Annotated in this window: 20 protein-coding genes; 17 read left to right on the forward strand and 3 right to left on the reverse strand. The window is 60.8% G+C overall.

What is annotated here, in order from left to right; genetic code table 11:
• Nucleotides 1-5 precede the first annotated feature (5 nt).
• From V1283_RS00960 to V1283_RS00980, 5 genes are all read left to right on the forward strand, one after another.
• Nucleotides 6-794 (forward strand): enoyl-CoA hydratase/isomerase family protein, encoded by a 789-nt coding sequence (locus V1283_RS00960; RefSeq protein WP_334384588.1) that lies wholly within the window; start codon nt 6-8, stop codon nt 792-794.
• Nucleotides 795-815: 21 nt separating this feature from the next.
• Complete coding sequence (locus tag V1283_RS00965) at nt 816-2,540, forward strand: AMP-binding protein (protein WP_442895837.1); 1,725 nt, start codon at nt 816-818, stop codon at nt 2,538-2,540.
• Between the two features lie 115 nt (nt 2,541-2,655).
• Nucleotides 2,656-3,852, forward strand: coding sequence for an FAD-dependent monooxygenase (locus V1283_RS00970; protein WP_334384589.1), 1,197 nt, complete (start codon nt 2,656-2,658; stop codon nt 3,850-3,852).
• A 75-nt stretch (nt 3,853-3,927) separates the two neighbouring features.
• Nucleotides 3,928-5,169: an MFS transporter gene (locus V1283_RS00975; RefSeq protein WP_334384590.1), complete on the forward strand. Its 1,242-nt coding sequence runs from the start codon at nt 3,928-3,930 to the stop codon at nt 5,167-5,169.
• Nucleotides 5,170-5,272: 103 nt separating this feature from the next.
• A complete protein-coding gene (locus V1283_RS00980) occupies nt 5,273-5,956 on the forward strand; it encodes a TetR/AcrR family transcriptional regulator (protein WP_334384591.1) in 684 nt (227 codons plus the stop codon).
• Between the two features lie 162 nt (nt 5,957-6,118).
• On the opposite strand, the gene V1283_RS00985 is transcribed toward V1283_RS00980, so the two are convergent.
• A complete protein-coding gene (locus tag V1283_RS00985; protein WP_334384592.1) occupies nt 6,119-7,501 on the reverse strand; it encodes a tyrosine-type recombinase/integrase in 1,383 nt (460 codons plus the stop codon).
• Between the two features lie 1,208 nt (nt 7,502-8,709).
• Between V1283_RS00985 and V1283_RS00990 the strand changes: the two genes are divergently transcribed.
• Nucleotides 8,710-9,222, forward strand: a complete 513-nt coding sequence (locus V1283_RS00990) for an Lrp/AsnC family transcriptional regulator (protein WP_334384593.1) — start codon at nt 8,710-8,712, stop codon at nt 9,220-9,222.
• Nucleotides 9,223-9,307: 85 nt separating this feature from the next.
• On the opposite strand, the gene V1283_RS00995 is transcribed toward V1283_RS00990, so the two are convergent.
• Nucleotides 9,308-10,276, reverse strand: coding sequence for an aliphatic sulfonate ABC transporter substrate-binding protein (locus V1283_RS00995; protein ID WP_334384594.1), 969 nt, complete (start codon nt 10,274-10,276; stop codon nt 9,308-9,310).
• Nucleotides 10,277-10,452: 176 nt separating this feature from the next.
• Between V1283_RS00995 and V1283_RS01000 the strand changes: the two genes are divergently transcribed.
• The 10 genes from V1283_RS01000 (at nt 10,453) to V1283_RS01045 (ending at nt 20,484) form a co-directional block, all read left to right on the forward strand.
• Nucleotides 10,453-11,439 carry an alpha/beta fold hydrolase gene (locus V1283_RS01000; RefSeq protein ID WP_334384595.1) on the forward strand — a complete coding sequence of 329 codons (987 nt, stop codon included), beginning with the start codon at nt 10,453-10,455 and terminating at the stop codon, nt 11,437-11,439.
• 242 nt (nt 11,440-11,681) lie between these two features.
• The gene (locus tag V1283_RS01005) at nt 11,682-13,121 is read left to right on the forward strand and encodes an amidase (RefSeq protein WP_334384596.1); all 1,440 of its coding nucleotides are present in this window, start codon (nt 11,682-11,684) and stop codon (nt 13,119-13,121) included.
• Entirely contained in the window at nt 13,118-14,557 is a 1,440-nt protein-coding gene (gene atzF, locus V1283_RS01010) for an allophanate hydrolase (protein ID WP_334384597.1), read from the forward strand. The genes V1283_RS01005 and atzF overlap by 4 nt, the downstream gene beginning before the upstream one ends.
• The gene (locus V1283_RS01015; RefSeq protein ID WP_334384598.1) at nt 14,554-15,540 is read left to right on the forward strand and encodes an ABC transporter substrate-binding protein; all 987 of its coding nucleotides are present in this window, start codon (nt 14,554-14,556) and stop codon (nt 15,538-15,540) included. Before atzF ends, V1283_RS01015 begins: the two co-directional genes overlap by 4 nt.
• Nucleotides 15,537-16,334 carry an ABC transporter ATP-binding protein gene (locus V1283_RS01020; RefSeq protein WP_334384599.1) on the forward strand — a complete coding sequence of 266 codons (798 nt, stop codon included), beginning with the start codon at nt 15,537-15,539 and terminating at the stop codon, nt 16,332-16,334. The genes V1283_RS01015 and V1283_RS01020 overlap by 4 nt, the downstream gene beginning before the upstream one ends.
• A gap of 4 nt (nt 16,335-16,338) precedes the next feature.
• The gene (locus V1283_RS01025) at nt 16,339-17,205 is read left to right on the forward strand and encodes an ABC transporter permease (RefSeq protein WP_334384600.1); all 867 of its coding nucleotides are present in this window, start codon (nt 16,339-16,341) and stop codon (nt 17,203-17,205) included.
• Nucleotides 17,206-17,235: 30 nt separating this feature from the next.
• Entirely contained in the window at nt 17,236-17,523 is a 288-nt protein-coding gene (locus V1283_RS01030) for a gamma-butyrobetaine hydroxylase-like domain-containing protein (RefSeq protein WP_334384601.1), read from the forward strand.
• 9 nt (nt 17,524-17,532) lie between these two features.
• Complete coding sequence (locus V1283_RS01035) at nt 17,533-19,269, forward strand: fumarate reductase/succinate dehydrogenase flavoprotein subunit (protein ID WP_334384602.1); 1,737 nt, start codon at nt 17,533-17,535, stop codon at nt 19,267-19,269.
• 14 nt (nt 19,270-19,283) lie between these two features.
• The gene (locus tag V1283_RS01040; protein WP_334384603.1) at nt 19,284-19,517 is read left to right on the forward strand and encodes a 4Fe-4S dicluster domain-containing protein; all 234 of its coding nucleotides are present in this window, start codon (nt 19,284-19,286) and stop codon (nt 19,515-19,517) included.
• Between the two features lies 1 nt (nt 19,518).
• A complete protein-coding gene (locus V1283_RS01045; protein WP_334384604.1) occupies nt 19,519-20,484 on the forward strand; it encodes a HEAT repeat domain-containing protein in 966 nt (321 codons plus the stop codon).
• Here the strand turns inward: V1283_RS01045 and V1283_RS01050 are convergent.
• On the reverse strand, nt 20,481-21,173 hold the full coding sequence (locus tag V1283_RS01050) for a Crp/Fnr family transcriptional regulator (protein WP_334392920.1): 693 nt from the start codon (nt 21,171-21,173) through the stop codon (nt 20,481-20,483). The two genes, V1283_RS01045 and V1283_RS01050, sit on opposite strands and share 4 nt — an antisense overlap.
• A gap of 466 nt (nt 21,174-21,639) precedes the next feature.
• On the opposite strand from V1283_RS01050, the gene V1283_RS01055 reads away from it, so the two are divergent.
• The gene (locus tag V1283_RS01055; protein ID WP_442895687.1) at nt 21,640-23,061 is read left to right on the forward strand and encodes an ABC transporter substrate-binding protein; all 1,422 of its coding nucleotides are present in this window, start codon (nt 21,640-21,642) and stop codon (nt 23,059-23,061) included.

A 23,061-nucleotide genomic window follows, 5' to 3' on the forward strand; every position in this document is an offset into this window, starting at 1 on the left:
TTACCATGACGACAGTCCGATTCGAACGAGACGGTGCCATCGGAAATCTTGTGCTGGGCGATCCTCCCTTCAACCGGGTCGACTCGCGCTTCGCGGAAACCTTGCGAACCGCCGTGCACCAGGCCAGCCAGAGCGACATCCGCGTGCTCGTGATCCGTTCCGAGGGGCCGCATTTCAGCTTCGGCGGCGAAGTGCGGGAATGGCCGGGAAAAGACGTCAACTGGTTCAGGACGTTCGTGGCGGATGTGAACGTGTCGTATCGCGCAATCGAAATGCTGAAGATCCCGACAGTTGCCGTGGTGCAGGGTATCGCCTTCGGCGGCGGCTTCGAGCTTGCATTGGCCTGTGATTTCCTCGTCGCGGCCGAGAACACGATCTTCCGTTGCGTGGAAGTCACGACGGCGATGCTTCCGATCGCCGGCGCCCTGCAGCGCATCGCGGAGCGCGCCGGTCGGGCGCGCGCGTCGCGATTTGCGATGCTGGGCGAACCAATATCAGGCCGCGAAGCAGGGACACTCGGAATTGCGACCCACGTAGTGCCTGAACAAGAACTCGCAGCGACCGCGGCCGCGCTGACGCAGCAGCTCGCGACCGGGCCAACCCGCTCGTACGCTGCAACACGAACGCTGCTCAAGGCGTGGTCGAGCGGAGGGGTAGCTGCCGCCGACCTCATGATGCTCGATGTCGCCATGGAGCTCTACGACGGCGGCGATGCGCAGCGCGGATTCGCAAATGCGGCGGCGGCCTTCGACAAGGACATCGAACCCCCGGCGATGGCGTTCGAGGGGAAGTAGGGCGTCGGCGGCATGCAGCCCATGCCGGTCGAGCATCAGGGACAGAGGCCATTGGAGGTGGTCGTGCAGCGCGAAAGTTATGTGCATGGCAATAGCGGCGCGCCCTTGATCGGGAAGACGATCGGCGCGCTTCTGGACGAAGTGGCTGCGATCGACGGCTCTCGCGAGGCGCTGGTTGTGACGCACCAGAACATTCGCTGGACCTATTCGGAACTCAAGGCGCGCTCTGACGCATTCGCATCGGGGCTGCTGGCGCTCGGCCTCGAGCCGGGCGATCGCGTCGGCATCTGGGCCCCGAACTGCGCTGAATGGACCATCGCGCAGTTTGCGACGGCGAAAGCGGGCCTGATCCTGGTCAACGTCAATCCTGCCCATCGCCTGAGCGAACTGGAACACGCCCTCCGAACCGTGGGATGCCGCGCGCTGATATCAGCCACTCGCTTCAAGACCAGCGACTATATCGCCATGATTCGCGAACTGGTTCCGGAGCTGCGTAGCGGAAGCAGCGAACTGAGGAGTGTACGGCTGCCGGAGCTGCGCTACGTCATCTCAATCGAAGGAAAGCATGACGGCCTCGTCGCGTTTGAGCGGATATTGGAGATCGGCAAGCAGGTCGGTAACGAGCGGCTCGACGCGATTTCGGGGACGATCCAGATCGACGATGCCGTCAATATCCAGTTTACGAGCGGCACCACGGGATTGCCCAAAGGCGCCACGCTCTCGCATCACAATCTGATCAACAACGGCTTCTTTGTCGGAGAAGCCACCGGAATCGAGCCTGGTTCCCGCGTTTGCATTCCGGTGCCGCTGTATCATTGTTTCGGCATGGTGATGGGAAACCTCGGTTGCGTGACCCATGCCGCAACAATGGTCTATCCATCCGAGGCCTTCGATCCGTTGCGGACGCTGGAGACCGTTGAAGCCGAACGCTGCGATGTACTCTACGGGGTACCCACGATGTTCATCGCCCAACTCAATCACGCCGAATTCTCGCGCTTCGATTTGAGTTCGTTACGGCGGGGCATCATGGCGGGAGCTCCATGCCCGATCGAGGTCATGAAGGAAGTCGCCTCAGTCATGCATATGGGCGAAATAACCATCGCCTATGGGATGACCGAAACCAGTCCCGTCAGCTTCCAGAGCAGCCGGGAGGATCCGCTCGAGCTGCGTGTCTCCACGGTCGGCAGGATCCAGCCGCATCTCGAGGTCAAGATTGTGGATCGAGACGGCCGGGTCGTTCCGCGCGGCGAAGCCGGCGAGCTCTGCACGAGAGGCTACTCGGTCATGCTTGGCTACTGGGACGATGAGGCGCGGACCAGGGACGCGATCGATACGGCCGGCTGGATGCATACCGGCGACCTGGCGACGATCGACAATGATGGCTATTGCCGCATCGTCGGCAGGATCAAGGACATGGTGATCCGCGGTGGCGAGAACATCTATCCGCGTGAAGTCGAAGAATATCTGTATCAGCATCCGGATATCCAGGACGTCCAGGTATTCGGCGTTCCCGACACGAAATACGGTGAAGAACTCTGCGCGTGGATCGTTGCAAAGGCCGGCGTCACCCTCGATGAGGAGGGCGTCCGCAAGTTTTGCCAGGACCGTATCTCGCACTACAAGATCCCCCGCCACATCCGGTTCGTGGAGAGCTTCCCGTCCACGGTGACCGGCAAGGTCCAGAAGTTTGCGATGCGCGAGGCGATGATCGAGGAATTCGCCGGCGCAACGAGAACCGGCACATGAGCATAGCGAAAAGCGCATGCGTGGCGTATCGGCCGAGATGTCCCGCGGATAGTCGCAGCCAATCGGTAATCTCGCGCGGTCCGCAGTTGCGGCGCACAGAAAAGGTCTGAAGGAAATGCCTGGCTCGCTTCGCATTGCAATCATCGGCGGCGGTATTGGCGGTCTGACTGCTGCGCTCGCACTTCGGGCGCGGGGTCTTCATGTAACCGTGTTCGAGCAGGCCGAAGTTGTCAGGGAGATCGGAGCCGGGGTCTCGCTCCATCCAAATGCCGCCCGGTTGCTGAAGCGCATCGGCCTCGATGATCAACTGCGGAAGATCGGCTCACCCATCAGCAACATTACACTAAGCACGTCGCAAGGCGATGCGATCACCACTCCGGCGGGGCCGGCAACGCCTGCGTTTTCGCGGGATGGTGGTCAGGGCTACAACGTTCATCGTGCCGACTTCCTGAACCTGCTATTTGCCGCACTACCGAGAGGAACGGTCAATCTTGGTCATCGGTGCATCCAGCTTGGGGAAGACGGCGATCGGGTCCGCTTTTCGTTCGCGAACGGCGTTGCTGCGGACGCAGACGTCTTGATCGGTGCTGACGGAATTCGTTCCGTCGTCCAGCGCGAAATCGGGCTGCACAGTCGCCCGACAAGCGAAGGAATCATGGCCTACCGCGGATTGATCCCCGCCGAGCGGCTCGCCTGGGCCCACGATCTCACAGACCCCGCGCTTTGGCTTGGATCAGGCCGGAGTTTCCTGCTTTATCCCGTCGCCGGCGGGCGGTTGATCAACATGGTGGCTTTCGTTCCCACTGACACCAAGTCGGAGGAATCCTGGTCTGCGCCAGGCGACCTCAAGGCGTTGGCCGCCGAATATGCCGGTTGGGACAAGCGCGTCCGGGACACCATCCATTCGCTCGACGAGACCTTTCGTTGGGGAATCTACGATCGCGCCCCGTTGCCGTACTGGTCGACGGGCCGCATCACGCTGATGGGCGATGCGGCACATCCCATGGTCCCCCACGTGGGTCAGGGCGCTGGTCAGTCAATCGAAGATGCAATTACGCTTGCGGTTGTTCTGGAGGGATGTACTGCCGTCGATGTCGCAGGCCGCCTGAAGCTGTATGAGGCGCTCAGGCTGGCGCGGACCAGCCGCGTCCAGGCGCTCGCGCGCGCCGCAGGCAAACTCTATCGCTCCGAGCATGACAACCCTTCGGAAAAGGCCGAGCGCCTGCGCGAATGGATGGCGCAGGGAAAGTGGGTCTTCGAGCACGATGCGGAAGAAGCCGCCCGAGATGCTCTCGCGAAGTCAGGGCACTGAGCAAAGTCGATCGAAAAGAGCGGGAGAGGGGGAAACATGTCTCAAGGAATAGCTTTCGGAAGCAGATGGTGGATCGTGTTCGGCGCGACGTTGTCGATGGTGGTGGCTCAAGGACCGGTCATTCTGTACACGTTAGGCCTGTTCATCAAACCGCTGAATCAGGAATTCGGCTGGGATCGCGCCAGCATCTCTGCCGCCGGCGGCATTGCCGCAATCTTCTCCGCGATCACCGTTCCCTTCGTGGGATCAATGATGGATCGCTGGGGTGTCCGCACCGTTCTGCTTCCGATCGCCGTCCTTTGCGCTTCAAGCGTCGCACTCATTGCTCTGACCCCGAAATCAATGGCCGTATTCATGTTGTTGTTTGCGATCACCGGCGTTTTGGGATCAGGCCAGGGGCCGCTCGGTTATGCAAAATGTGTCTCTGCCTGGTTTGACGACAGGCGAGGACTGGTGCTGGGAATAACGATGAGCGGGATCGGTCTGGGAGCGGCCCTGGTTCCGCAGTACACCCAGTTTCTCATCGGTAATCTCGGCTGGCGCGCAGCCTATGCTGGCCTCGGCCTGCTCACGCTGATGGTGGCCTTTCCGGCAGTGTTTCTGTTCATTCGCGAGCCGACCAAGGCAGACACTGCGGCCGACAGCGTGGTCGCGCAATCTTCTGCTTCCGAAGACCGGCCGCCCGACCTCGAGGTGCGGGAGGCGCTGGGCGGCCGCCGGTTCTGGCTCATCGCTTGCGCCTTGTTGCTGGTTTCGACCGTGACGCAAGGATTGGTCGTACACACGGTGCCGCTCTTGACGGACAAGGGCTATTCGCCCGAAGCGGCAGCCGCCCTGATGATTGCCGTTGGCCTCTCCACGATGGCCGGGCGCCTGCTATCCGGATATCTGGTTGACAGGATCTTCGCGCCTTTCGTCGCGGCGTTCTTTTTTCTGCTCCCGTGCCTGGGGATCTACTTGCTCGACAGTGCCATTTCACCGGTCGTGGGCATCATCAGTCTCGGTCTGGCATCCGGTACCGAAATTGACATGATTGGATTTCTGACGTCCCGATATTTCGGAATGAAACGCTTCGGGCAGTTGTACGGATACCTGTTCGCCAGCTTCGTAGTCGGTTCGGCTGTCGGACCCTACATGATGGGCCTGGCCTTCGAGCGGCTGCATTCCTACGAACCCGCCCTCTGGACGTTTTGCGCGTTCATGCTTCTCGCAAGCGGTGCGATACTCTCTCTCGGTCCCTATCGTTATCCAGCTGAAGAAAAGGCTCCGGCAGGCGCCGGGCGAGTTGTGGACGCTCCTGCCGCCGAACATGCATGAGAGGGGTATGTACCGGACAACCGGCGGCCTGCGATGCGCTCAGGAATGGCCAATCAACACTTAGCTTGGCGTTCGGTTGGGAACCATGTTAATCGAAGGCCAAATGGCGAAGAAAACTGTCCGGCGAGAGCGCCCGCGCAAGAGGGCCGAGCAACAGCGCGCGCTCGAAACGCGAGCCTCGATTCTGGACGCTGCGATTGCTGAATTCGCCGAGCGCGGATTTGAAGGGGCCAGCATTCGCGCCATTGCCGACCGCCTCGGCTTGCAACATCCGCTGATCACATACCATTATCGCAGCAAGGATATTCTGTGGCGGGCCGCGGCCGAGCATGCGTTCGAACAGATCAGGGCAGGTTGGGATAGTTCGGCGCCGGAAAACTCCGAGCTTTCGCCGCTTGCCCGATTGCGAGAGGAATACGCCACGCTGTTTCGCTACACGGTCGCATTCCCCGAATTTCACCGGTTCATGCGTCAGGAATCGCTTTTGAACAATCCACGGCTGAAGTGGGTTGCGGAAACGGTGGTGGCGCCGCTTCTGGAACGATTGATTCCGCAGATCGTCGCAGCCCAGAAGCAGGGGCTGCTTGCCGCGGCCGATCCGATTCTTTTTCATTATATGATGGTCAGCCTCACCGCCACGCTCTCCGGGTTCGGGCCTGAAATGCAGGTTACGAGCGGACTATCTGGCAAGGACACCAAGGTCGTGGAAGCGTATTGGCGCCTGGTTGACGAAACGGTCTTTGGAACACATGCGGGCGGCAAGTCTGCTCGGAAGCGAACGGATTAGTACCAGCCGTCAACGTCCAACCGTTGTCGTGAGAAGGTGCTCCAAGCCGGTCGCCTGGCATGCTTCGTCAATCGTACAGGTGAGTCGCTGGGCAAACGGAAGCGAACTCCTCGAAGCGCTGGACCTTGGAAGGGACTGAGTAATTTGACGCAGGATGATCCCTTACGCGCGTTTTCCCATCGGCACCACGTTTCCATCGCTCCGCCGCACCAGGGACACGACTGCCGCCCTTGCGAGGTCTTCCAAGGCGGTCGCAATGTATTTCGCGTAGTGCCGCTCGATCATTTTGACTGAGGTGTTGTGCAGTTTGGCGACCTGTTGAATGGGCAAACCCTTTCGGAGACCGCGCACGATGCTCGAGTGCCGCAAAGCATAGGGAATCACCGGCATGCCGGCGCGCTCGCGAATGGCCTTCCAGGGACGTGCAAGTTCGCCTCTTTTCCACGGACCGCGTTCAGACTTTTTCCAAGCGATACCCCCCGGCTCCTGTTCATGGATCCATCGCTCGAAAAGAGGTGCATCGCTTGGCCGCCCGGCGGTTGCGGGAATGAGCACCTCAATCACATCGTCGCCCACTGGAACTGGGTCTGAGCCGCTATTGCCGCCGCGCCCCTTGTAGGAACCCGGCACCATCAGACGCCGTGCAGAAACCTGTACGTCGCCCACGCGCATTCGCCTGACCTGGGCATACCGCGCGCCGGTCGCGGCCAGACATACGGCGATCCGATATAGATCGCCATCAAATCCTTGCTTCTGATCGACTTCACACGCAGCTTGAAGGATGGCGCCAACCTTCTCATCCGTGAGAATCTGGTTATCCCGAGCAACCGACACAACATCATCATCATCGATCCGCTCGGCTTTGAAGCCGGCTTTCACGATGGCGAGGAACGCCGGGTTTAGTGTCTTCCGATCTGCCGATAGCCGCGGCCACGCGGCGTTTAGTGCGGCCTTGAGGTCATTCACGAACCGCTGCTTGGTCGTGACCTTTAAGTCCTCCGGCAAACCCTCACGCCACGTTATCAAGTCGCCTTCTTTCAAGACATGCAGATGCACCGATGCAAGAGGAGCTGGTTCCGCAGCTTCCTGGTTGCCGCGCTTTTCTTGACCAAGAACGTATCGCCGCAGCTTGGTACCGGCGTCGGATCGGACGTCGCGACCTGTTCGGCGTCTTTCTCGAGCGTCGCGTTCCTTGACGTAGGATTCAACGGCCGATCGCACGGTAGGAGCTGGGCCCGCCGCTTGTGACGCGGCTTCTGTTCTGGCACGAGCTACCGCCTCCCGTGCCGTTCTCACGGCCTGTTCGTAGGTCAGAATCCCGGCGGCGGGCTTGTCATTGATGTCGTTGGCGACGCCGACTGGCACCTGCCTGTAGTTTCCGCCTTTGTGGTGATTACGCCAGCGGACAAACCAAACGCCGCCCTGTTTTCCTTTGCGATAGCCCAGATGCGCTTCCGCATCGAGGCGACGCCAATGCACGCCGAGCTCGAGCCTGGAGCGCGCGTTAGCCGTCGTGACCTGAGCCTCGGTGAGTGTCTTCGACATATCGTTTGCCGCACTGTTATACGTCGAATATCTGTCGAATATATGACGGTGTACGTCGGCGAACAATACCGGATTGTGGACATTCAACCCATTGAAATAATTGGACGTCAGCGGACATCGGCGGACGGAGGCAGACCCATTATTTGGCTCTCTCAAGGCTGAAACAGGGTTCGATTCCCCTAGGGAGCGCCAGCAAATTCAGGCACTTAGGTAGCAATCAAGCAGCGTTGGTTGATTAAGACGCTGGTGAACAGCAGCGAGCACTTGCGGAATCTACTGCCGCCTCGGCGCGATGCCTCACCGTCGCTGGCGCATTCGCGAAAAACTTCCTCGTCGCCCTTGGTGTCCGGAAATATTCAAACCGCCGCTGACGTGCGCTGTCGTGCGCTAGCGCCCTCGGATGTTCGCATTGACGTTGCTTGTCGCACGATGAACTCTTGTCCCGTCGAGCTTTGTGCGAGTAGGAGGCCTACGTGAGATACAATCGACGAGAGAAAACTGGCGGACAACAGTCATCAGTCAGTCTATCCGCTCCGAAAGCCGCAGAACCGAGCACAATGCCATTCGCCCAGCGGCTCACCTGCACGATTGACGATGCATGCGGAGTGACTGGCTTGGGACGCACGAAGCTTTACGAGTTGATAGGAGCTGGGCGTATCGTCACGACAACCATCGGACGTCGGCGATTAGTCGTGGTGCGCTCACTTCTGGCGCTTCTTGACACCAACATGTCGAACTAATGGACGTGCGACCTAAGGGAGCAACCTCACTTTGAACTCGCTTTCGTCAGGCACTCATTTTGATGACGCGACCGTGCTCCCTTAGCCGGTCGAACTCGTCCTCCCATCACCGCATCATCCGCACGGCGCTCCTGCCAGAATTCGGCGGCATGAGTATAGCGCCACGGATTTCATTCGTCGCCCGTTGCGCAAGTGAACGTTCGATCGCACCCGCTTGTCACTTGTCGCTTCGTTCGGGAGCGCTGACGCGGCCGGCACTGAAAGGGTGGGTGCCTAGACGACGGCGATATCGACGGTCGGTTCTTTCCAGCGCCAGCAGTGGGCCAAGTGGGAAAAGGCTGGAAAAGAAAGCCAGAGCAGCAAGACTTTCTCTCGCAGGGACTTTTTTCGAAATAGGGAGCGGCTTGATTGGAATTATTTTCTAAGTACCTTTCGTATTTGGGTATGTCTTAGAAGAAAGTTCTATATATGACCGACATCATCGAGATTGCTCCGGAAGTCGTGCGCCGTATCGACGCGATCGACCGGAAGATCCTTAGGGTGCTCCAGGAAGATGCATCGCTATCCGTGGCCGAGATCGGCGAGCGGGTTGGCCTTTCGTCCACGCCGTGCTGGAAGCGCGTCCAGCGTATGGAGAACGAAGGCATCATCACCGGCAAGGTCGCGTTGGTCGACCAGAACAAGATCGGCCTTGGATTGTCGGTGTTCGTCTCGGTCGAGAGCAACGACCACTCCGATGCGTGGCTGAAGAAATTCGCGCAAGCCGTCAGTGCCATGCCTGAAGTCATTGAGTTCTACCGTATGGCTGGGGACGTCGACTACATGCTGCGCGTCGTCGTCGCCGACATGCGGAGCTATGATATCTTTTACAGGAAGCTGATCGGCTCGGTCGCGCTGGTGAAGAATGTGACGTCGCGCTTCGCCATGGAAAAAATCAAGTCGGTGACCGCGTTGCCCGTACCGTCCTACGAGGCGGCGTAGTTTTCAGCCTCGCTCAGTGAGGGACGATTCACGGCACGCTTTGCAGCGTCTTGGCCGGCGAGCATCGGTTCAAACGATTCCCTAATCAATCTCGCTTCGGCGTCCAGATCTTTGCGGTGCCGGCATCGACCTGCACCGGAAGTAATCTCTCCGCGAAAAATGCGTCGGCGATGCGCTGCTGCTCGGACAGGCCGGGCGCCGTCACGACGCCGACCTTATAAGAGCGATGGCTGTTGGCCTGTTCTACCGTTGCCGCATCGATTCCCCAGAGGCCGGCCAGCAATGTCGCGGCTTCCTTGGGATGCGCCTTGACCCATTTGCCGGTTTCATCAAGCTTGCCGAAGATGATATTCAGGACGTCTCCGCGCCGATCCGCGAAGGCTGCCGATGACAAATAGTATCGCTTGCAGCTCGCAAGGCCGTTACTGCCGTCGGACAATACCCGTGCATTGGATTGGCGTTGCGCGCTGGTCAGGAATGGATCCCAGGCGACCCACGCATCGACATTGCCGCCGATGAATGCGGCGCGGCCGTCGGCCGGCGTGAGGTAGGCCGGTGAGATATCCTTGAAGCTCAGACCGGATTTGGCGAGCGCGGCCAGCAGCAGGAAATGACTGCCGGCACCCTTGGTGACGGCGACCTTCTTGCCTTTCAGGTCGGCCAGCGTCTTGATCGGCGATTCCGCACCGACCAGGATGGCCTGTGCCGAAGGGGAGGCGGCTTCTTCCGCGATGTAAGCAAGCTTGGCTCCAGCCGCCTGCGCGAACAGGGGCACGGTATCGGCGACGTCGGCGCCAAAGTCGATGTTGTCGGCGTTGATTGCCTCCAAGAGCGGCAGGCCGCTGGTGAATTCATGCCAAGAGACCCGGACGCCGAGCGGCGCAAGCGCTTTCTCCAACACGCCATTGGTCTTCAGGATGGCTGTCAAAGTTGAAGACTTTTGATAGCCGATGCGAACCGTGTCGGAGGACGGCGTTTGCGCGGCAGCTGGGGTAACCGAAGCAATCGTGACGGCCGCTAATATTCCGACGATCGATTTGATACGAATGCGCATGAGATGTCTTCGCCCAACGCCATTGCAAGGTTTCATCAGGCTAAGGTCAGCTTGGTAACAGTCAATAGAACCACTATTCGTTATCAAGCCGGGTGGAATACAACGCTGCTACGAAGAATGAAAATGAAAGGCGGAAATTTCACGCATCCTATCTCACTTCCGGATCGCAACGTATCGTGCGCGAAATTGCGATAGTTCGAAGCGCTCTCTGGAAAACTACTGCGCTGAACTGGATCAAGGTATATTGCAGTCGCCACGCAATTGATCGGGGAAGGGCGTCCATGTTTGAGGGGTTTGAACGGCACGAAATCGATACCGAAGACGCACGCATCGTGTCGTTTATCGGTGGAGAGGGGCCGCCTTTGCTGCTTCTGCACGGTTATCCGGAGACTCACGTCGCCTGGCATCGCCTCGCGCCGGTGCTGGCGCAACATTACACGGTGGTGGCGACGGATTTGCGGGGCTATGGGGATAGCCGGGGTCCGCAGCAGGCTGATGCCGCGGCTTATTCCAAGCGGACCATGGCCGGCGATCAGCTCGCCGTGATGAAACATTTTGGTTTTCACCGTTTCGGCCTGATAGGTCACGACCGTGGTGCGCGGGTGGGATATCGGCTGGCTCTGGATCATCCCGGTACGGTGCAGGCATTTGTGTCGTTGACGGTCATTCCGACGACTGAGATGTGGGCGAGGGCAGGCAAGGCGTTCGGGCTCGGCGCCTATCATTGGTTCCTGTTTGCCCAACCCTATGATCTGCCGGAACGCCTGTTGAGCGCCGATCCTGATTACTTTCTGGATTGGACACTACGGAAGATGGCGAAGGATCCCGGCTGTTTGTCGGACGAGGCGCTGGCCGCCTATCGCGCGGCATTTCGGCGGCCCGAAGTCCGACACGCGATGATGCAGGATTACCGGGCCGGAGCGACGGTCGACCACGAGCACGATCTTGCCGACCGCGCCGCCGGGCGCGTCCTCGATTGCCCGGTATTGGTGCTGTGGGAGCAGGGGCGTTTTGAGGGGAAGGAAACGCCGCTTACGATCTGGCAAGCCTGGGCAACACAAGTCGAAGGACGGGCCATTCCCGGCGGCCATCTGCAAGCCGAGGAGCAGCCGGACGCCGTACTTGACGCGATCGGCCCGTTTCTTGCCCGACACCTGCGTTGATTGCTGACCGACCTGCACGACCTTGAGGTCGCAAGGAGTCGGCGTTTCCCGCGATAGGACTTCGCTGCGGCATTTCTGTTTTGTAGATTTTCATTCCGACGTTGCGCCAAACGACGTGCCGGATTTTGCGTTTTTGATACAGGGATAGTCGCGCCGCAATTAATTGCTGCAGCACGCAAGTGCGAACGCTTAGCCATCATACGTTCGGCAAATCATCTGCCCTTACGATGAGGTGGCTCGGCATGTCTTCTCAAAATGCTCTCTTGCGCAATTCAGCGTCCCAACAAGGCAGGCCGGATGACCTTGCCGATCTCTCGGCCGTCGATCTGGTCGAACAATATCGAGCAAGGTCTCTCTCGCCCGTTGAGACCACACAGGCCGTGCTCGACCGCGTCGAGCGCCTCGACCGGCGTGTCAATGCCTTCGCATTGCTGGATGCCGAATCCGCGCTGGCATCGGCGCGCGAGTCCGAAGCGCGTTGGCAGCGCGGCGAGCCGCTCGGCCCCGTCGATGGCGTGCCGGTTGCGCTGAAGGATCTCATCCTGGCCAAGGGCTGGCCGACGCTGCGAGGCAGCCGCGCCGTCGATCCGGTCCAGGACTGGAATGAGGACTCTCCTGCTACCGCTCGCCTCCGGGAGCAAGGTGCGGTGCTGCTGGGAAAGACGACCACGTCCGAATTTGGCTGGAAGGGCCTTGGCGACAGCCCGTTGACGGGGATTACGCGAAATCCGTGGAACGTCGCCCACACGCCGGGCGGCAGCAGCGGCGGCTCGGCAGCCGCCACAGCGCTCGGCTTTGGACCGCTTCATGTCGCAACCGATGGCGGCGGATCGACCCGGCTTCCGGCGGCGCATAGCGGCGTCTTCGGGTTTAAGCCGACCTTCGGCCGCGTTCCCGTCTATCCACCGTCACAGAACGGGACTCTCTTCCACGTCACGCCGATGACGCGCTCGGTGGACGACGCGGTGCTGCTGCTCGATGCGATCGCGCGCTCCGATTTGCGCGACTGGAATGCGTTGCCAACTCAGGAGGGTTCCTGGTTTGAGAACCTCGATCAGGGCGTCAAGGGACTTCGTATCGCGTTCAGCCCGACGCTCGGTTATGCGCAAATCGATCCGGAGCTCGAGAGGATCGTCAGCGATGCGGCCAATACATTTGCGGAACTTGGCGCGATCGTGGAGCGCGTCGATCCCGGTATCGAGGATCCCTTCGATATCTTCCAGACGTTTTGGTTTGCCGGCGCAACCAAGCTGGTGGCTTCGTTCGATCCCGGTCGCCGAGCTTTGATTGAGCAGGGGCTGCAGGAGGTCGCGGAGAAAGGCCGGTCGATTGACGTTATTACCTATCTTCAGGCCGTCGATCGTCGCGAAGCGTTGGGACGGCATTTCAACCAGTTCCATCAGAAATGGGACCTGCTGCTCACGCCGACGACGGCCCATCCGGCCTCGGCGATCGAAGCATCGGGTGCCGATCTCGTGGTGCGGCCGATCCGCTCGCCCTTCACCTATCCGTTCAACATGACGCAACAGCCTGCAGCCTCCGTGCCGGCAGGGCTGACGGCCGGAGGCCTGCCCGTCGGCTTGCAGATTATCGGCGCGAAATTCGCTGATACCAGCGTACTGCGCGCTGCGAAGGCGTTCGAACAGGCCCGTCCGTTCGCGCGCCCGAAAGATCCGTCATGACTGTACAAATCGAGAGCCTTGACTTCGAACTGCCGCAACTGACGGCGGCCTACGCACGCGGCGCGCTCACGCCGTCGACCGTGGTCGAGCATATCCTTCAGGAGATCGCGAGCCGCGGCGCGGACGGCGTCTGGATCAGTGTCGTTTCGCGTGAGGATGCGCTTTCGCGTGCAAGGCAGCTCGAGGCGCTGTCGAAGAGCGAACGTGAGGCGCTCTCGCTGTGGGGAATTCCGTTCAGTGTCAAAGACTGCATCGATACGATAGGGTTGCCGACGACGTCTGGCTGCCCGGTCTTTTCCTACACGCCCGCCAAGAACAATCTTGCGGTCGAGCGTCTCCTGGCGGCAGGCGCGATCCTGATCGGTAAGACGAATATGGATCAGTTCGCGACCGGGCTGGTCGGTGTGCGCTCACCCTATGGCGTCGCGCGCAATCCCTTCGATGCGGCTTATATTCCCGGCGGCTCCAGCTCCGGCGCCGCCGTTTCGGTTGCGGCCGGACTGGTCAGCTTTGCGCTTGCCACCGATTGCGGCGGGTCGGGACGGGTACCGGCGGCTTTCAACAACGTGGTGGGCCTGAAGCCGACCCGCGGATTGATCAGCGGGATCGGTACGGTTTCGGCCTGCCGCTCGATCGAGACGCTCTCGATCTTCGCGCTCACGGTTGGGGACGCGCAGGCGGCGTTCGAGGTGGCGCGGGCGTACGACGAGGATGATCCATTTTCGCGGCCTGATGCGCTCGAGGCGGTTCGCCCGTTGCCGGCCAGGTTCAACTTCGGTGTTCCCGGCGCGCGATGGCTGGATTTCTTCGGCAATTCGGACGCGGCGGCGCTGTTCGCCAACGCGGTTGAGCGGCTGGAAAGTTTCGGCGGGCGCAAGGTTGAGGTCGACTACACGCCGTTCACGGAGATCAACGATCTCCTGTTCAAGGGCCCTTGGCTGGCGGAGCGCTACGGCGCCTTGCAGCACTTCGTCGACGAACGGCCTGACGCGCTATTTCCCATCACCCGCGACATTCTCGTGGGCGGCAGGAGCATTTCCGGAGCCGAGGTCTACGCCGCGCAGCAGCGGCTGAACATTCTGAAGCGGCAAGTTGCGAAGCTCTGGAATGAGATCGACATCCTCGCCGTTCCCACCACCGGAACGATCTACCGCATCGACGAGGTCGAGGCCGATCCGATCACTCTCAATGCCAGAATCGGGACCTACACCAACTTCGTCAACCTGGCCGACCTTTCGGCGGTCGCCGTTCCCAGCGGCTTCCTGCCCAATGGTCTGCCGCAGGGCATCACATTGATCGCGCCGGCGTTTGCCGATCGTCATGCGGCCTCGATCGGCGATCGATTTCACCGTGCAAGCGGCCTGCCATTCGGCGCGCGCCATCTGCGGGCGGCCCGTCCCAATCATGTCAACCAACGCGAGGAGAATCTAACGTGAGATCCATTGCTGCTGTTGTCGGACGAAGAGGGCTCGCGCGCGCGGCTGGGGCTGTGGCGCTCGCGGCCGTCATGGCGTTGGGGGCCGTGCCGTCGCCCGCCCAGGATATCACCATCGGCGAAGGCATCGCGCTCGGGTGGGGACAGTTCTTCGTCGCCGATCACGACAAGACCTGGGAAAAGCACGGGCTGATTCCCAAAGTATCGACATTCGCGAGCGGCCGGCTGGTGCTGGACGCACTGGTCGGTGGCGGGGTGGTGATCGGCACCGCGGCCGAGACGCCAGTGGTGTTCGCCACACTCAACGGGCTGCCGGTGCGTATCATCGCCACGATGAACCGGCATGAGCCGTTCGATCTCGTCGCCATCAAGGACATCAAGACCAACAAGGATATCAAGGGCCGGCGCATCGGCTATTCGCAGGGTACCAATGCGCATCTCTACTTGTCCAAATTGCTCAAGCAGGAAGGCCTTTCGTGGTCGGATATTACCGCGGTCAGCCTCAACCCTGGCGATTTCGTCAGCAGTCTCGCCGGCGGAGCGATCGATGGTTTCATCTGGACCGAGCCGCACCTGTCGCAAGCGGTCGGGCAGGCGCCGGACAAGTTCCACATCATTCGCGCGGAAGGTCTCTACAACACCTATTCGACGGTCATCACCCTGCAATCCACCATCGACAGCAAGCCGGACCTGCTCGTCAAGGCGCTGAAGGCGCTCATCGAGGCGGATGACAACATCAAGCGGGATCCCGATGCTGCCGCGACGCTGACGGCCGAGCGCATCAAGCTCGATCCCGCCATTGCAAAGGCGTTCTGGAAGCGGGCGAATTTCAAGTTCGATCTCGACAAGCCGGCGCTGGTTTCCCAGCTCGAAGAGCAGGCCAGGTGGGCGGTTGACAACAAGCTGGTGCGGCCGGACGCCAAGATCCCGGACTTCAATACGGTGGTGGTGACGTCGGTGCTCGACAAGGCACGCAGGGAATGAACGCTAGGGTGGAAATCTCGCCGCACGCCGCTGTTGATCGACCGCTGATCAATTGCGTTGATCTCGGCCATGTCTACGATACAGGGCGCGGCCGGACGACCGCGCTCGGCAACGTCTCGCTCACCATCGACCGCGGCGAATTTGTCTGCGTGCTCGGCCCGAGCGGATGCGGCAAGACCACGCTTCTGAATATCCTTGCCGGTTTCGTCGCGCCGTCGCACGGCGATATCAAAGTCAATGGCAGCGCGATCGATGGTCCGAGTGCGGAGCGAGGGGTCGTATTCCAGGACTACTCGCTGTTTCCGTGGCTGACGGCGCAGGCCAATGTGGAGTTTGGATTGCGGATGGCTGGGCGGGCGGCGCGGGAACGCGCCGAGATTGCGCGCGATCTGCTCCGGCTCGTCGGCCTGCCCGAGGCGGGCGCGAAGTACCCGTTCGAACTGTCGGGAGGCATGAAGCAGCGCGTTGCAATTGCACGGGCGCTGGCCACCCGTCCTTCGCTGTTGCTGATGGACGAGCCGTTTGCCGCGCTGGACGCCATGACGCGAAGCTCGTTGCAGGCCAGGCTGATCGACATCCACAAACAGGAGCATCCGACCATCCTGTTCGTGACCCATAACATTGCGGAAGCTTTGGTTCTCGCAAGCCGCCTGATCCTGATGTCGGCCAATCCGGGACGAATCATCGAGGACATAAAGGTGGATTTGCCGCGGCCACGGCGGCGAACGTCGCCACGCTTCAATGAACTGTACGAGCATCTCGAGCGTGCCATTGGGCTCGAGACGGCGGAATAGGGATATGGCCGTTCGCTTCAGCCGCAATACCGTCGCCGGCATCATCGGTACGCTTGCTTTCTTTGGTGCCTGGGAAGCCCTGAGCCGGAGCGGGCTCGTCAACAGCGTGATGCTTCCGGCGCCCAGCACAATCGTTCAATCCGGCTGGTCGCTGATCGTCGATGGCGAACTGCCCCGTCACCTCGGCGCCAGCCTGCTGCGTGCGGCGGTCGGGTTTGTCGCTGGATCGGTGCTGGCCGTGCTGGTCGGGGTCGCGATGGCGCAACTGCCGCTACTGCACGGAACCATCAATCCGCTGGTACAGATGTTCCGGGCCGTACCGTCGCTTGCATTCGTGCCGCTTGCGATCTTCTGGTTTGGCATCGGGGAGGCATCAAAGATCTTCCTGATCGCCTGGGGCGTGTTCTTTCCGGTCTGGGTCAACACCTACGTCGGAGTACGCGACACCAGCCCGCTGCTGGGGCGCGCGGCGGCCAGTCTGGGCGCGCGCGGTTGGCGTAATTTCGCGTACGTCGTCATCCCCGGTGCGTTGCCCTTCATCATCGCCGGGCTTCGGGTCAGCCTGTCAGTCGCGCTGGTAGTGTTGGTCGCGGCGGAACTGGCCGGTGCGGCCTTTGGGGTCGGTTACCTCATTCAGATGTCGCAGCAGGTGTTCCGCGTCGATCAGATGTTCGTCGGCTTGATCGTGCTCGGTGCGATGGGATTTACGGCCGATCTCCTGTTCGAACGCACAGTTCGCCGATTGCTACCCTGGTACGGTGCCGAGCGGGGCGGGGCAGCGGGGCGGGCAGATCGAGCGTTCTCGGTCGCCGTGAACGGAAGCAGCGCGAAAGCAATTTATTGCGGGTCCCAATGGACCGGACCAGCCTAAAAGGCCGGACGACGACAATGCGAGGTGAACGTGCAACCCACTAACGTCGAACTACGCGAAGAATCGACGGCGCTGGCACTGACCTGGCCGGATTGCGGAACCCGGCTGCTCGAAGCGGAGACGCTGCGCCGGGCAAGTCGTGCGGCCAGCGAGATTCGCCGGCAGGTCGACGGGGTCGAACTCGTGATTCCGTCAGGGCTTTACGTGTCCGCGGTCGAGCCGATCGGGAATTATGCCCTGCGCCTGTCGTTTTCGGACGGGCACGATCGCGGCATCTATCCCTGGTCCTATTTGCGCGAACTTGCCGGACAGCATTGAGGTCGCGACATGGATGAGATCAAGGACGGCGTGACAGAAGTCACCTGCGATGTCCTCGTGATCGGTGGCGGGACCGCCGGGCCGATGGCGGCGTACAAGGCCAAGCGCCGCAATCCCGCCGCGCGCGTGGTGCTGCTAGAAAAAGCCAACGTCAAGCGATCGGGCGCAATCGCGATGGGCATGGACGGGCTCAACAACGCCGTCGTTCCCGGTTATGCCACGCCCGAGCAATACACCAAGGAAATCACCATCGCCAATGATGGCATCTGCGACCAGGCGCCGGTCTACAAATACGCGTCGCGCTGCTTTGATATCATCCAGGAACTCGACCGTTTCGGGATCAAGTTCCAGAAAAACGAGAACGGCGATTTCGACGTCAAGAAGGTCCATCACCTCGGCTCGTACGTGCTGCCGATGCCGAACGGCGATACCGTCAAGAAGGCGTTGTATCGCCAGCTTCGCCGCGAAAAGGTACTGATCTCCAACCGCTATATGGCGACGCGCCTGTTGAATGGACGGGACGGGCAGATCGCGGGCGCAATCGCCGTCAATACGCGCAGCGCCGAGCTTCTGGTGCTGCGTGCCAAAACCGTGATCCTTTGCGCCGGCGCGGCGGGTCGTCTTGGCCTGCCGCAATCCGGCTATCTCTGGGGCACCTATGAGAATGCCACCAATTCCGGCGACGGATATGCGATGGCCTATCATGCCGGAGCGGGGCTCGCGAATCTCGAGTGCTATCAGATCAATCCTCTGATCAAGGATTACAACGGCCCCGCCTGCGCCTATGTGGCCGGTCCGTTCGGCGCCTATACCGCCAATAGTGAGGGTAATCGCTTCATCGAATGCGACTATTGGTCGGGCCAGATGATGCAAGAGTTCTACAACGAACTGCAATCCGGCAAGGGACCGGTGTTCTTGAAGCTCAACCATTTGCACAGCGACACCGTCAGCAAGATCGAGGCCGTGCTGCACAATGTCGAACGTCCGTCGCGCGGCCGGTTCCACGAAAATCGTGGCACCAACTACCGCGAGCGCATGATCGAGATGCATATTTCCGAGATCGGGTTCTGCTCAGGCCACAGCGCATCCGGCGTTTTCGTCGACGAGTTCGCGCGTACCACAGTGCCGGGCCTGTATGCCGCGGGCGATATGGCCAGCGTGCCGCATAACTACATGCTTGGCGCGTTCACCAATGGCGCGGTGGCGGGGGAGCACGCGGCGGAATTCGCCGCGAATATCGATCTTCCCGACTACGACCCCGCTGACGTCGCCCGCGAGCAGGCGCGCGTGCTGGCGCCGACAAGGCGGGAGGACGGGATTCCGCCGAACCAGCTCGAATACAAGGCCCGACGCTTCGTGAACGACTACCTTCAGCCGCCGAAGGTCACGGCGAAGATGAAGATCGGCCAGGCGCGCTTTGCCGAGATTCGCGAGGACATGGAAAACGCCATGGTGGTACGCGATGCGCACGAACTGATGCGCTCGCTGGAGGTCGCCTCCATTCTGGATTGTGCCGATATGGCGGCGTTCGCCTCGTTGTTCCGCACCGAGAGCCGCTGGGGCCTCTATCATCACCGCGTTGAATATCCGGAAAAGAACGATGACGAGTGGTTCTGCCACAGTATCCTGCGCAAGCAGGACGGCCTGATGATCGCGGAAAAGCGGCCGGTCGCACCCTATGTGGTTCTGATAGTGGAATCCGAGCGTTCTGCTTACGACCGCCAGCGCATCCGCCAACACGCCTGAGATACGGATACCTCATGCCGATTGCCAACACCCCCACAACCGTCCCTGTCATTGTCGACGAGGCTAAATGCATCGCCGACAAGGGCTGCACCGTCTGCGTCGATGTATGCCCCCTCGATGTGCTCCGGATCAGCGATCTCACCGGCAAGGCGTACATGAAGTATGACGAGTGCTGGTATTGCATGCCGTGCGAGACCGACTGCCCGACCGGGGCCGTGACCGTCAACATTCCCTATCTGTTGCGCTGAGATGACCGCGTTCGAACCATTCGAGGCGTTCGGTGACCTCGAGGAGATTTCCGAGCGGCTGGATAGCCCGGATCCATCGGTGCGGCGTCTTGCGGTCATCGATCTCGTGGAGACGTCGAGCGGTGAGGCCATTCCGCTGCTGGTACGGGCAGCGGGCGATTCGGATGCCGAGGTAAGGCTGCAGACCGCCCGGGCGTTGGGCGAGTTCGACGGCGTAGATGTGGCCAAAGCGCTGGCAGGTGCTCTGACCGACCCCGCGACGGTTGTCGCGCAGGCCGCCGCGGACAGTCTCGCGGAACTTCGCGATTCGACGGCCAGCACCGTATTGCTCCCCTTGGTGACGCATTCATCGGCCTTCGTGCGTGCTGCGATCTTTCGCGCGCTCAAGGCGCTGCAGGTCAGCGCGTCGCTCGGGCCGGCCATTGCCGCCCTCGGCGACGCTGATGCCGCGGCGCGCGTGCAGGCGGTCGGCGTGATCGGCTATCTGAAGACGATCGAGACGTTGCCTTCACTGATCCATGCGACCAGGGACGAGGACGCCGACGTCAGGCTTGCAGCCATCAATGCGCTGTCCTTTGCACGCAATGAGGCGGCGGCACAGGCGGCCGCGGACGCGCTGTCGGATGGCGAATGGCAGGTGAGAGCGGTGGCGGCCGAGACAATAGGGCGGATCGGCCAGATTTCGGTAGCGACGGCGCTGATCCGGTCACTCGATGATGGCTACTGGCAAGTTCGTCAGAAGGCGCTGCAGAGCCTTGGCCAGCTCCACGCACGTGCTGCCGTCGCCTCCATCATTCCATTCCTTGATGATCCGCTTCCCTCGCTGCGCAAGGACGCCGCCGCGGCGCTCGGCGAAATTGCCGATCCGAAAGCTAGCGACGCGCTTGCGGCGCGCGCTCAGGACGAAGATCCGGATGTACGCAAGACCGTGATCTGGGCGCTCGGAAAAATCGAGGCGCGCAACTAGTCCTTGAACAGGATCGTCTCCAGCAGATCGATGCGCTTGATGCGGATGACGCTGCCCTCGATGGCGATGATGCGCTTGGCTTGAAAGCGCTTGAGCATCATCGTGACCCACTGGCGGGTCGATCCGACCATTGCCGCAATCTGGTCGTGGGTTACCTTGCGATTGATGACGATCGTATCGCCATCGGAAACGCCGTAGAGCTCGGACAGGTTCAATAGATATTGCGCCAGCCGCTCGATCACTGATCGGGTTCCCAGGATCTGCGCCATTGAGGAGTAGCACTTGCCCTTGGCGATCAGCCCGTCGATCAGTGCCAGTGCAAACGCCGGCATCTGCGTCAGAAGCTTCTGCAGGGTGGCGCCGGACAATGCCGTGATCTCGCAATCCTCGATCGCGACGCCGGACCACATATGTATGCCGCCGCCGTATATATCCGGCCCGCCAATGAAATGGCCTGGCGTCCAGTAAGCAAGGGTGATCTCGCGGCCAGAGGGGGCGGTGTAATAGACCCGAACCTGGCCGCGCTTGATGACGAATATCCCGTCATGATGTTCACCCTGATTGAACACCATCTCGCCCTGGTGCACGGGAACGGTGCGACCCGCGCCCTGAACCTGCGCGATCTGCTGGGCGGACAGACGATCGAGAAAATGTGCGCCGACATTCAGCCCCTCGATGGATTCGCTCATGAACAGGGCGGATTCCTTGCGAGCGGGTGGCCTGGATACGACCGCAAGCCGTTCCTTGGCCGGCCAGTCCAGCTGTACGACAGCGCCGGTCCGGGCCATCAGGGCCGACGGTTCGGGGTCGGACGCTTCTTTGAGTGTTGTCATTGCCGTCGTTTCATTCGCGATGTCGCCGACAGCTAAATGGGACGGAATGACAAAGTCCACTTCTTTGAACGAGTCGAAATACACTTAGCAAAGGTCATGCGCCAACGCGTTGTTGTCGAGATGATTTATCTGCCGACCGTGCCGCAACGAGAAAATCATTTGACGGTATTCGACGGCACATTGCGACGGAATCACGACGCGGCGCGGGCAAGGGGTGGAACGCAAGTAATTGCTTCAGCCGGCGACGCGCAGACTCGATAGTCCGGATCGATCGTTCATGCTGGCGGCAATGTGCCGGCCATCGATAGTCGAGGACAGGCCGATGATCTCTTCTGGTATTGTGAGAATAACCGCTGCCGTCGCGGTTGCGATGATCGGTCTGACCGGCATGTCGCGCGCCGAAACCATTCGTGTTGCGGTCGGGACGCAGGACACGACGATCAATTGCGTAACCGGCGGGCTTTTGATCCGCGAACTCAAGCTCCTTGAGAAGTTTCTGCCGCGCGATGGCAAATACAAGGACGTCACCTACGATATCCAGTGGAAGAACTTCACCAGCGGCGCGCCGCTCACCAACGAGATGGTTGCCGGCAAGCTCGATCTCGGCGCCATGGCGGATTTCCCGGGCTCACTGAACGGTGTAGCGTTCCAGAAAGCCAGCCGGCGCAGCCTCTTCATCAGCGTTCTCTCTGGCAGCACCAAGGGCAGCGGCAACGGCATCGTGGTGCCGGTGAATTCCCCGGTGCAGTCGATTGCCGATCTGAAGGGCAAGACAATCTCCGTTCCCTTTGCGTCGACTTCTCACGGCATGTTGCTCCGAGCGATCGAAGCCCAGGGCTGGAACCCGGAGACGGACGTCAACATCATCACGCAGGCTCCTGAAGTCGCAGGACCCGCGCTGCAAGCGAACAAGATCGAAGCCCATGCCGACTTCGTGCCGTTCGCCGAGCTGTTCCCGTGGCGGGGTTTCGCGCGCAAGATCTTTGACGGATCGCAAGTCAACGCGCCGACCCTTCATGGATCCCTGGTCGATGCCGAATATGCAGACAAATATCCCGAGATCGTCGTTGCGTATCTGCGCGCCGCACTAGAGGCCGACCGCCTGATCGCCGAAGAACCCGAAAAATACAGCGAGCTGATCACCAAGGTGACAGGCATCGATGCGGAAGTGGCTTATCTGTTTCACGGGCCGCTTGGCCTGCAGACGCGCAGCGTGACCTGGAAGCCGGAATACCGTCAGGCGGTAGCGACATCGATCAAGACGCTGAGGCATCTGAAGCGCGCCGACAGCGACCTCGACATCAATCAATTCGTCACTGACAAATTCATCCGCACAGCGCTATCGCAGGTCGGCCGCGATTACGACGCTGAGCTGAAGGATTACGCCCAGCTTCCTCTGAAAGCCAAGGATGCGACGACTGGAGCCGACATCACGGATTTCAGCCGGGTGGCGCAAATCTGGGTCAAGGACGAACCCAAGCTCCGTCACTTCAGCTCGCCAGAGAACGCGTTGCAAGCGCTCGCTGCGCTGGAGAAGGAAGGCAAGGCGGTCCGCGTGGTCTATGCGCAGGATCGCGATAGCGGCATCAAGCTGTTTGCGAACCAGGCGTGGTTCGTCCGCTCGGGCAAGGGCGAACTGAGTGCGTTCCTGCTCAAGGACGGCGCCGAGAAATGGTCGAAGGAGCACGGCGGTAACGTGATCGATTACGCCGGTGCGCGCGGATCCCCGGTGGCGAGCCGGTAG

This window comes from Bradyrhizobium sp. AZCC 2262 (assembly GCF_036924535.1).
Taxonomy (GTDB): domain Bacteria; phylum Pseudomonadota; class Alphaproteobacteria; order Rhizobiales; family Xanthobacteraceae; genus Bradyrhizobium.

Excerpts from the sequence above, each read along its gene's own strand:
- V1283_RS00960 (WP_334384588.1), top strand. The coding sequence starts at position 6 with ATGACGACAGTCCGATTCGAACGAGACGGTGCCATCGGAAATCTTGTG.
- V1283_RS00985 (WP_334384592.1), bottom strand. The coding sequence starts at position 7,501 with ATGTCGAAGACACTCACCGAGGCTCAGGTCACGACGGCTAACGCGCGC.
- atzF (WP_334384597.1), top strand. The coding sequence starts at position 13,118 with ATGACTGTACAAATCGAGAGCCTTGACTTCGAACTGCCGCAACTGACG.
- V1283_RS01050 (WP_334392920.1), bottom strand. The coding sequence starts at position 21,173 with ATGAGCGAATCCATCGAGGGGCTGAATGTCGGCGCACATTTTCTCGAT.
- V1283_RS01045 (WP_334384604.1), top strand. The coding sequence starts at position 19,519 with ATGACCGCGTTCGAACCATTCGAGGCGTTCGGTGACCTCGAGGAGATT.
- V1283_RS01005 (WP_334384596.1), top strand. The coding sequence starts at position 11,682 with ATGTCTTCTCAAAATGCTCTCTTGCGCAATTCAGCGTCCCAACAAGGC.
- V1283_RS01025 (WP_334384600.1), top strand. The coding sequence starts at position 16,339 with ATGGCCGTTCGCTTCAGCCGCAATACCGTCGCCGGCATCATCGGTACG.
- V1283_RS00980 (WP_334384591.1), top strand. The coding sequence starts at position 5,273 with ATGGCGAAGAAAACTGTCCGGCGAGAGCGCCCGCGCAAGAGGGCCGAG.
- V1283_RS01020 (WP_334384599.1), top strand. The coding sequence starts at position 15,537 with ATGAACGCTAGGGTGGAAATCTCGCCGCACGCCGCTGTTGATCGACCG.
- V1283_RS00970 (WP_334384589.1), top strand. The coding sequence starts at position 2,656 with ATGCCTGGCTCGCTTCGCATTGCAATCATCGGCGGCGGTATTGGCGGT.
- V1283_RS01040 (WP_334384603.1), top strand. The coding sequence starts at position 19,284 with ATGCCGATTGCCAACACCCCCACAACCGTCCCTGTCATTGTCGACGAG.
- V1283_RS00965 (WP_442895837.1), top strand. The coding sequence starts at position 816 with ATGCCGGTCGAGCATCAGGGACAGAGGCCATTGGAGGTGGTCGTGCAG.
- V1283_RS01035 (WP_334384602.1), top strand. The coding sequence starts at position 17,533 with ATGGATGAGATCAAGGACGGCGTGACAGAAGTCACCTGCGATGTCCTC.
- V1283_RS00990 (WP_334384593.1), top strand. The coding sequence starts at position 8,710 with ATGACCGACATCATCGAGATTGCTCCGGAAGTCGTGCGCCGTATCGAC.
- V1283_RS01055 (WP_442895687.1), top strand. The coding sequence starts at position 21,640 with ATGATCTCTTCTGGTATTGTGAGAATAACCGCTGCCGTCGCGGTTGCG.
- V1283_RS00995 (WP_334384594.1), bottom strand. The coding sequence starts at position 10,276 with ATGCGCATTCGTATCAAATCGATCGTCGGAATATTAGCGGCCGTCACG.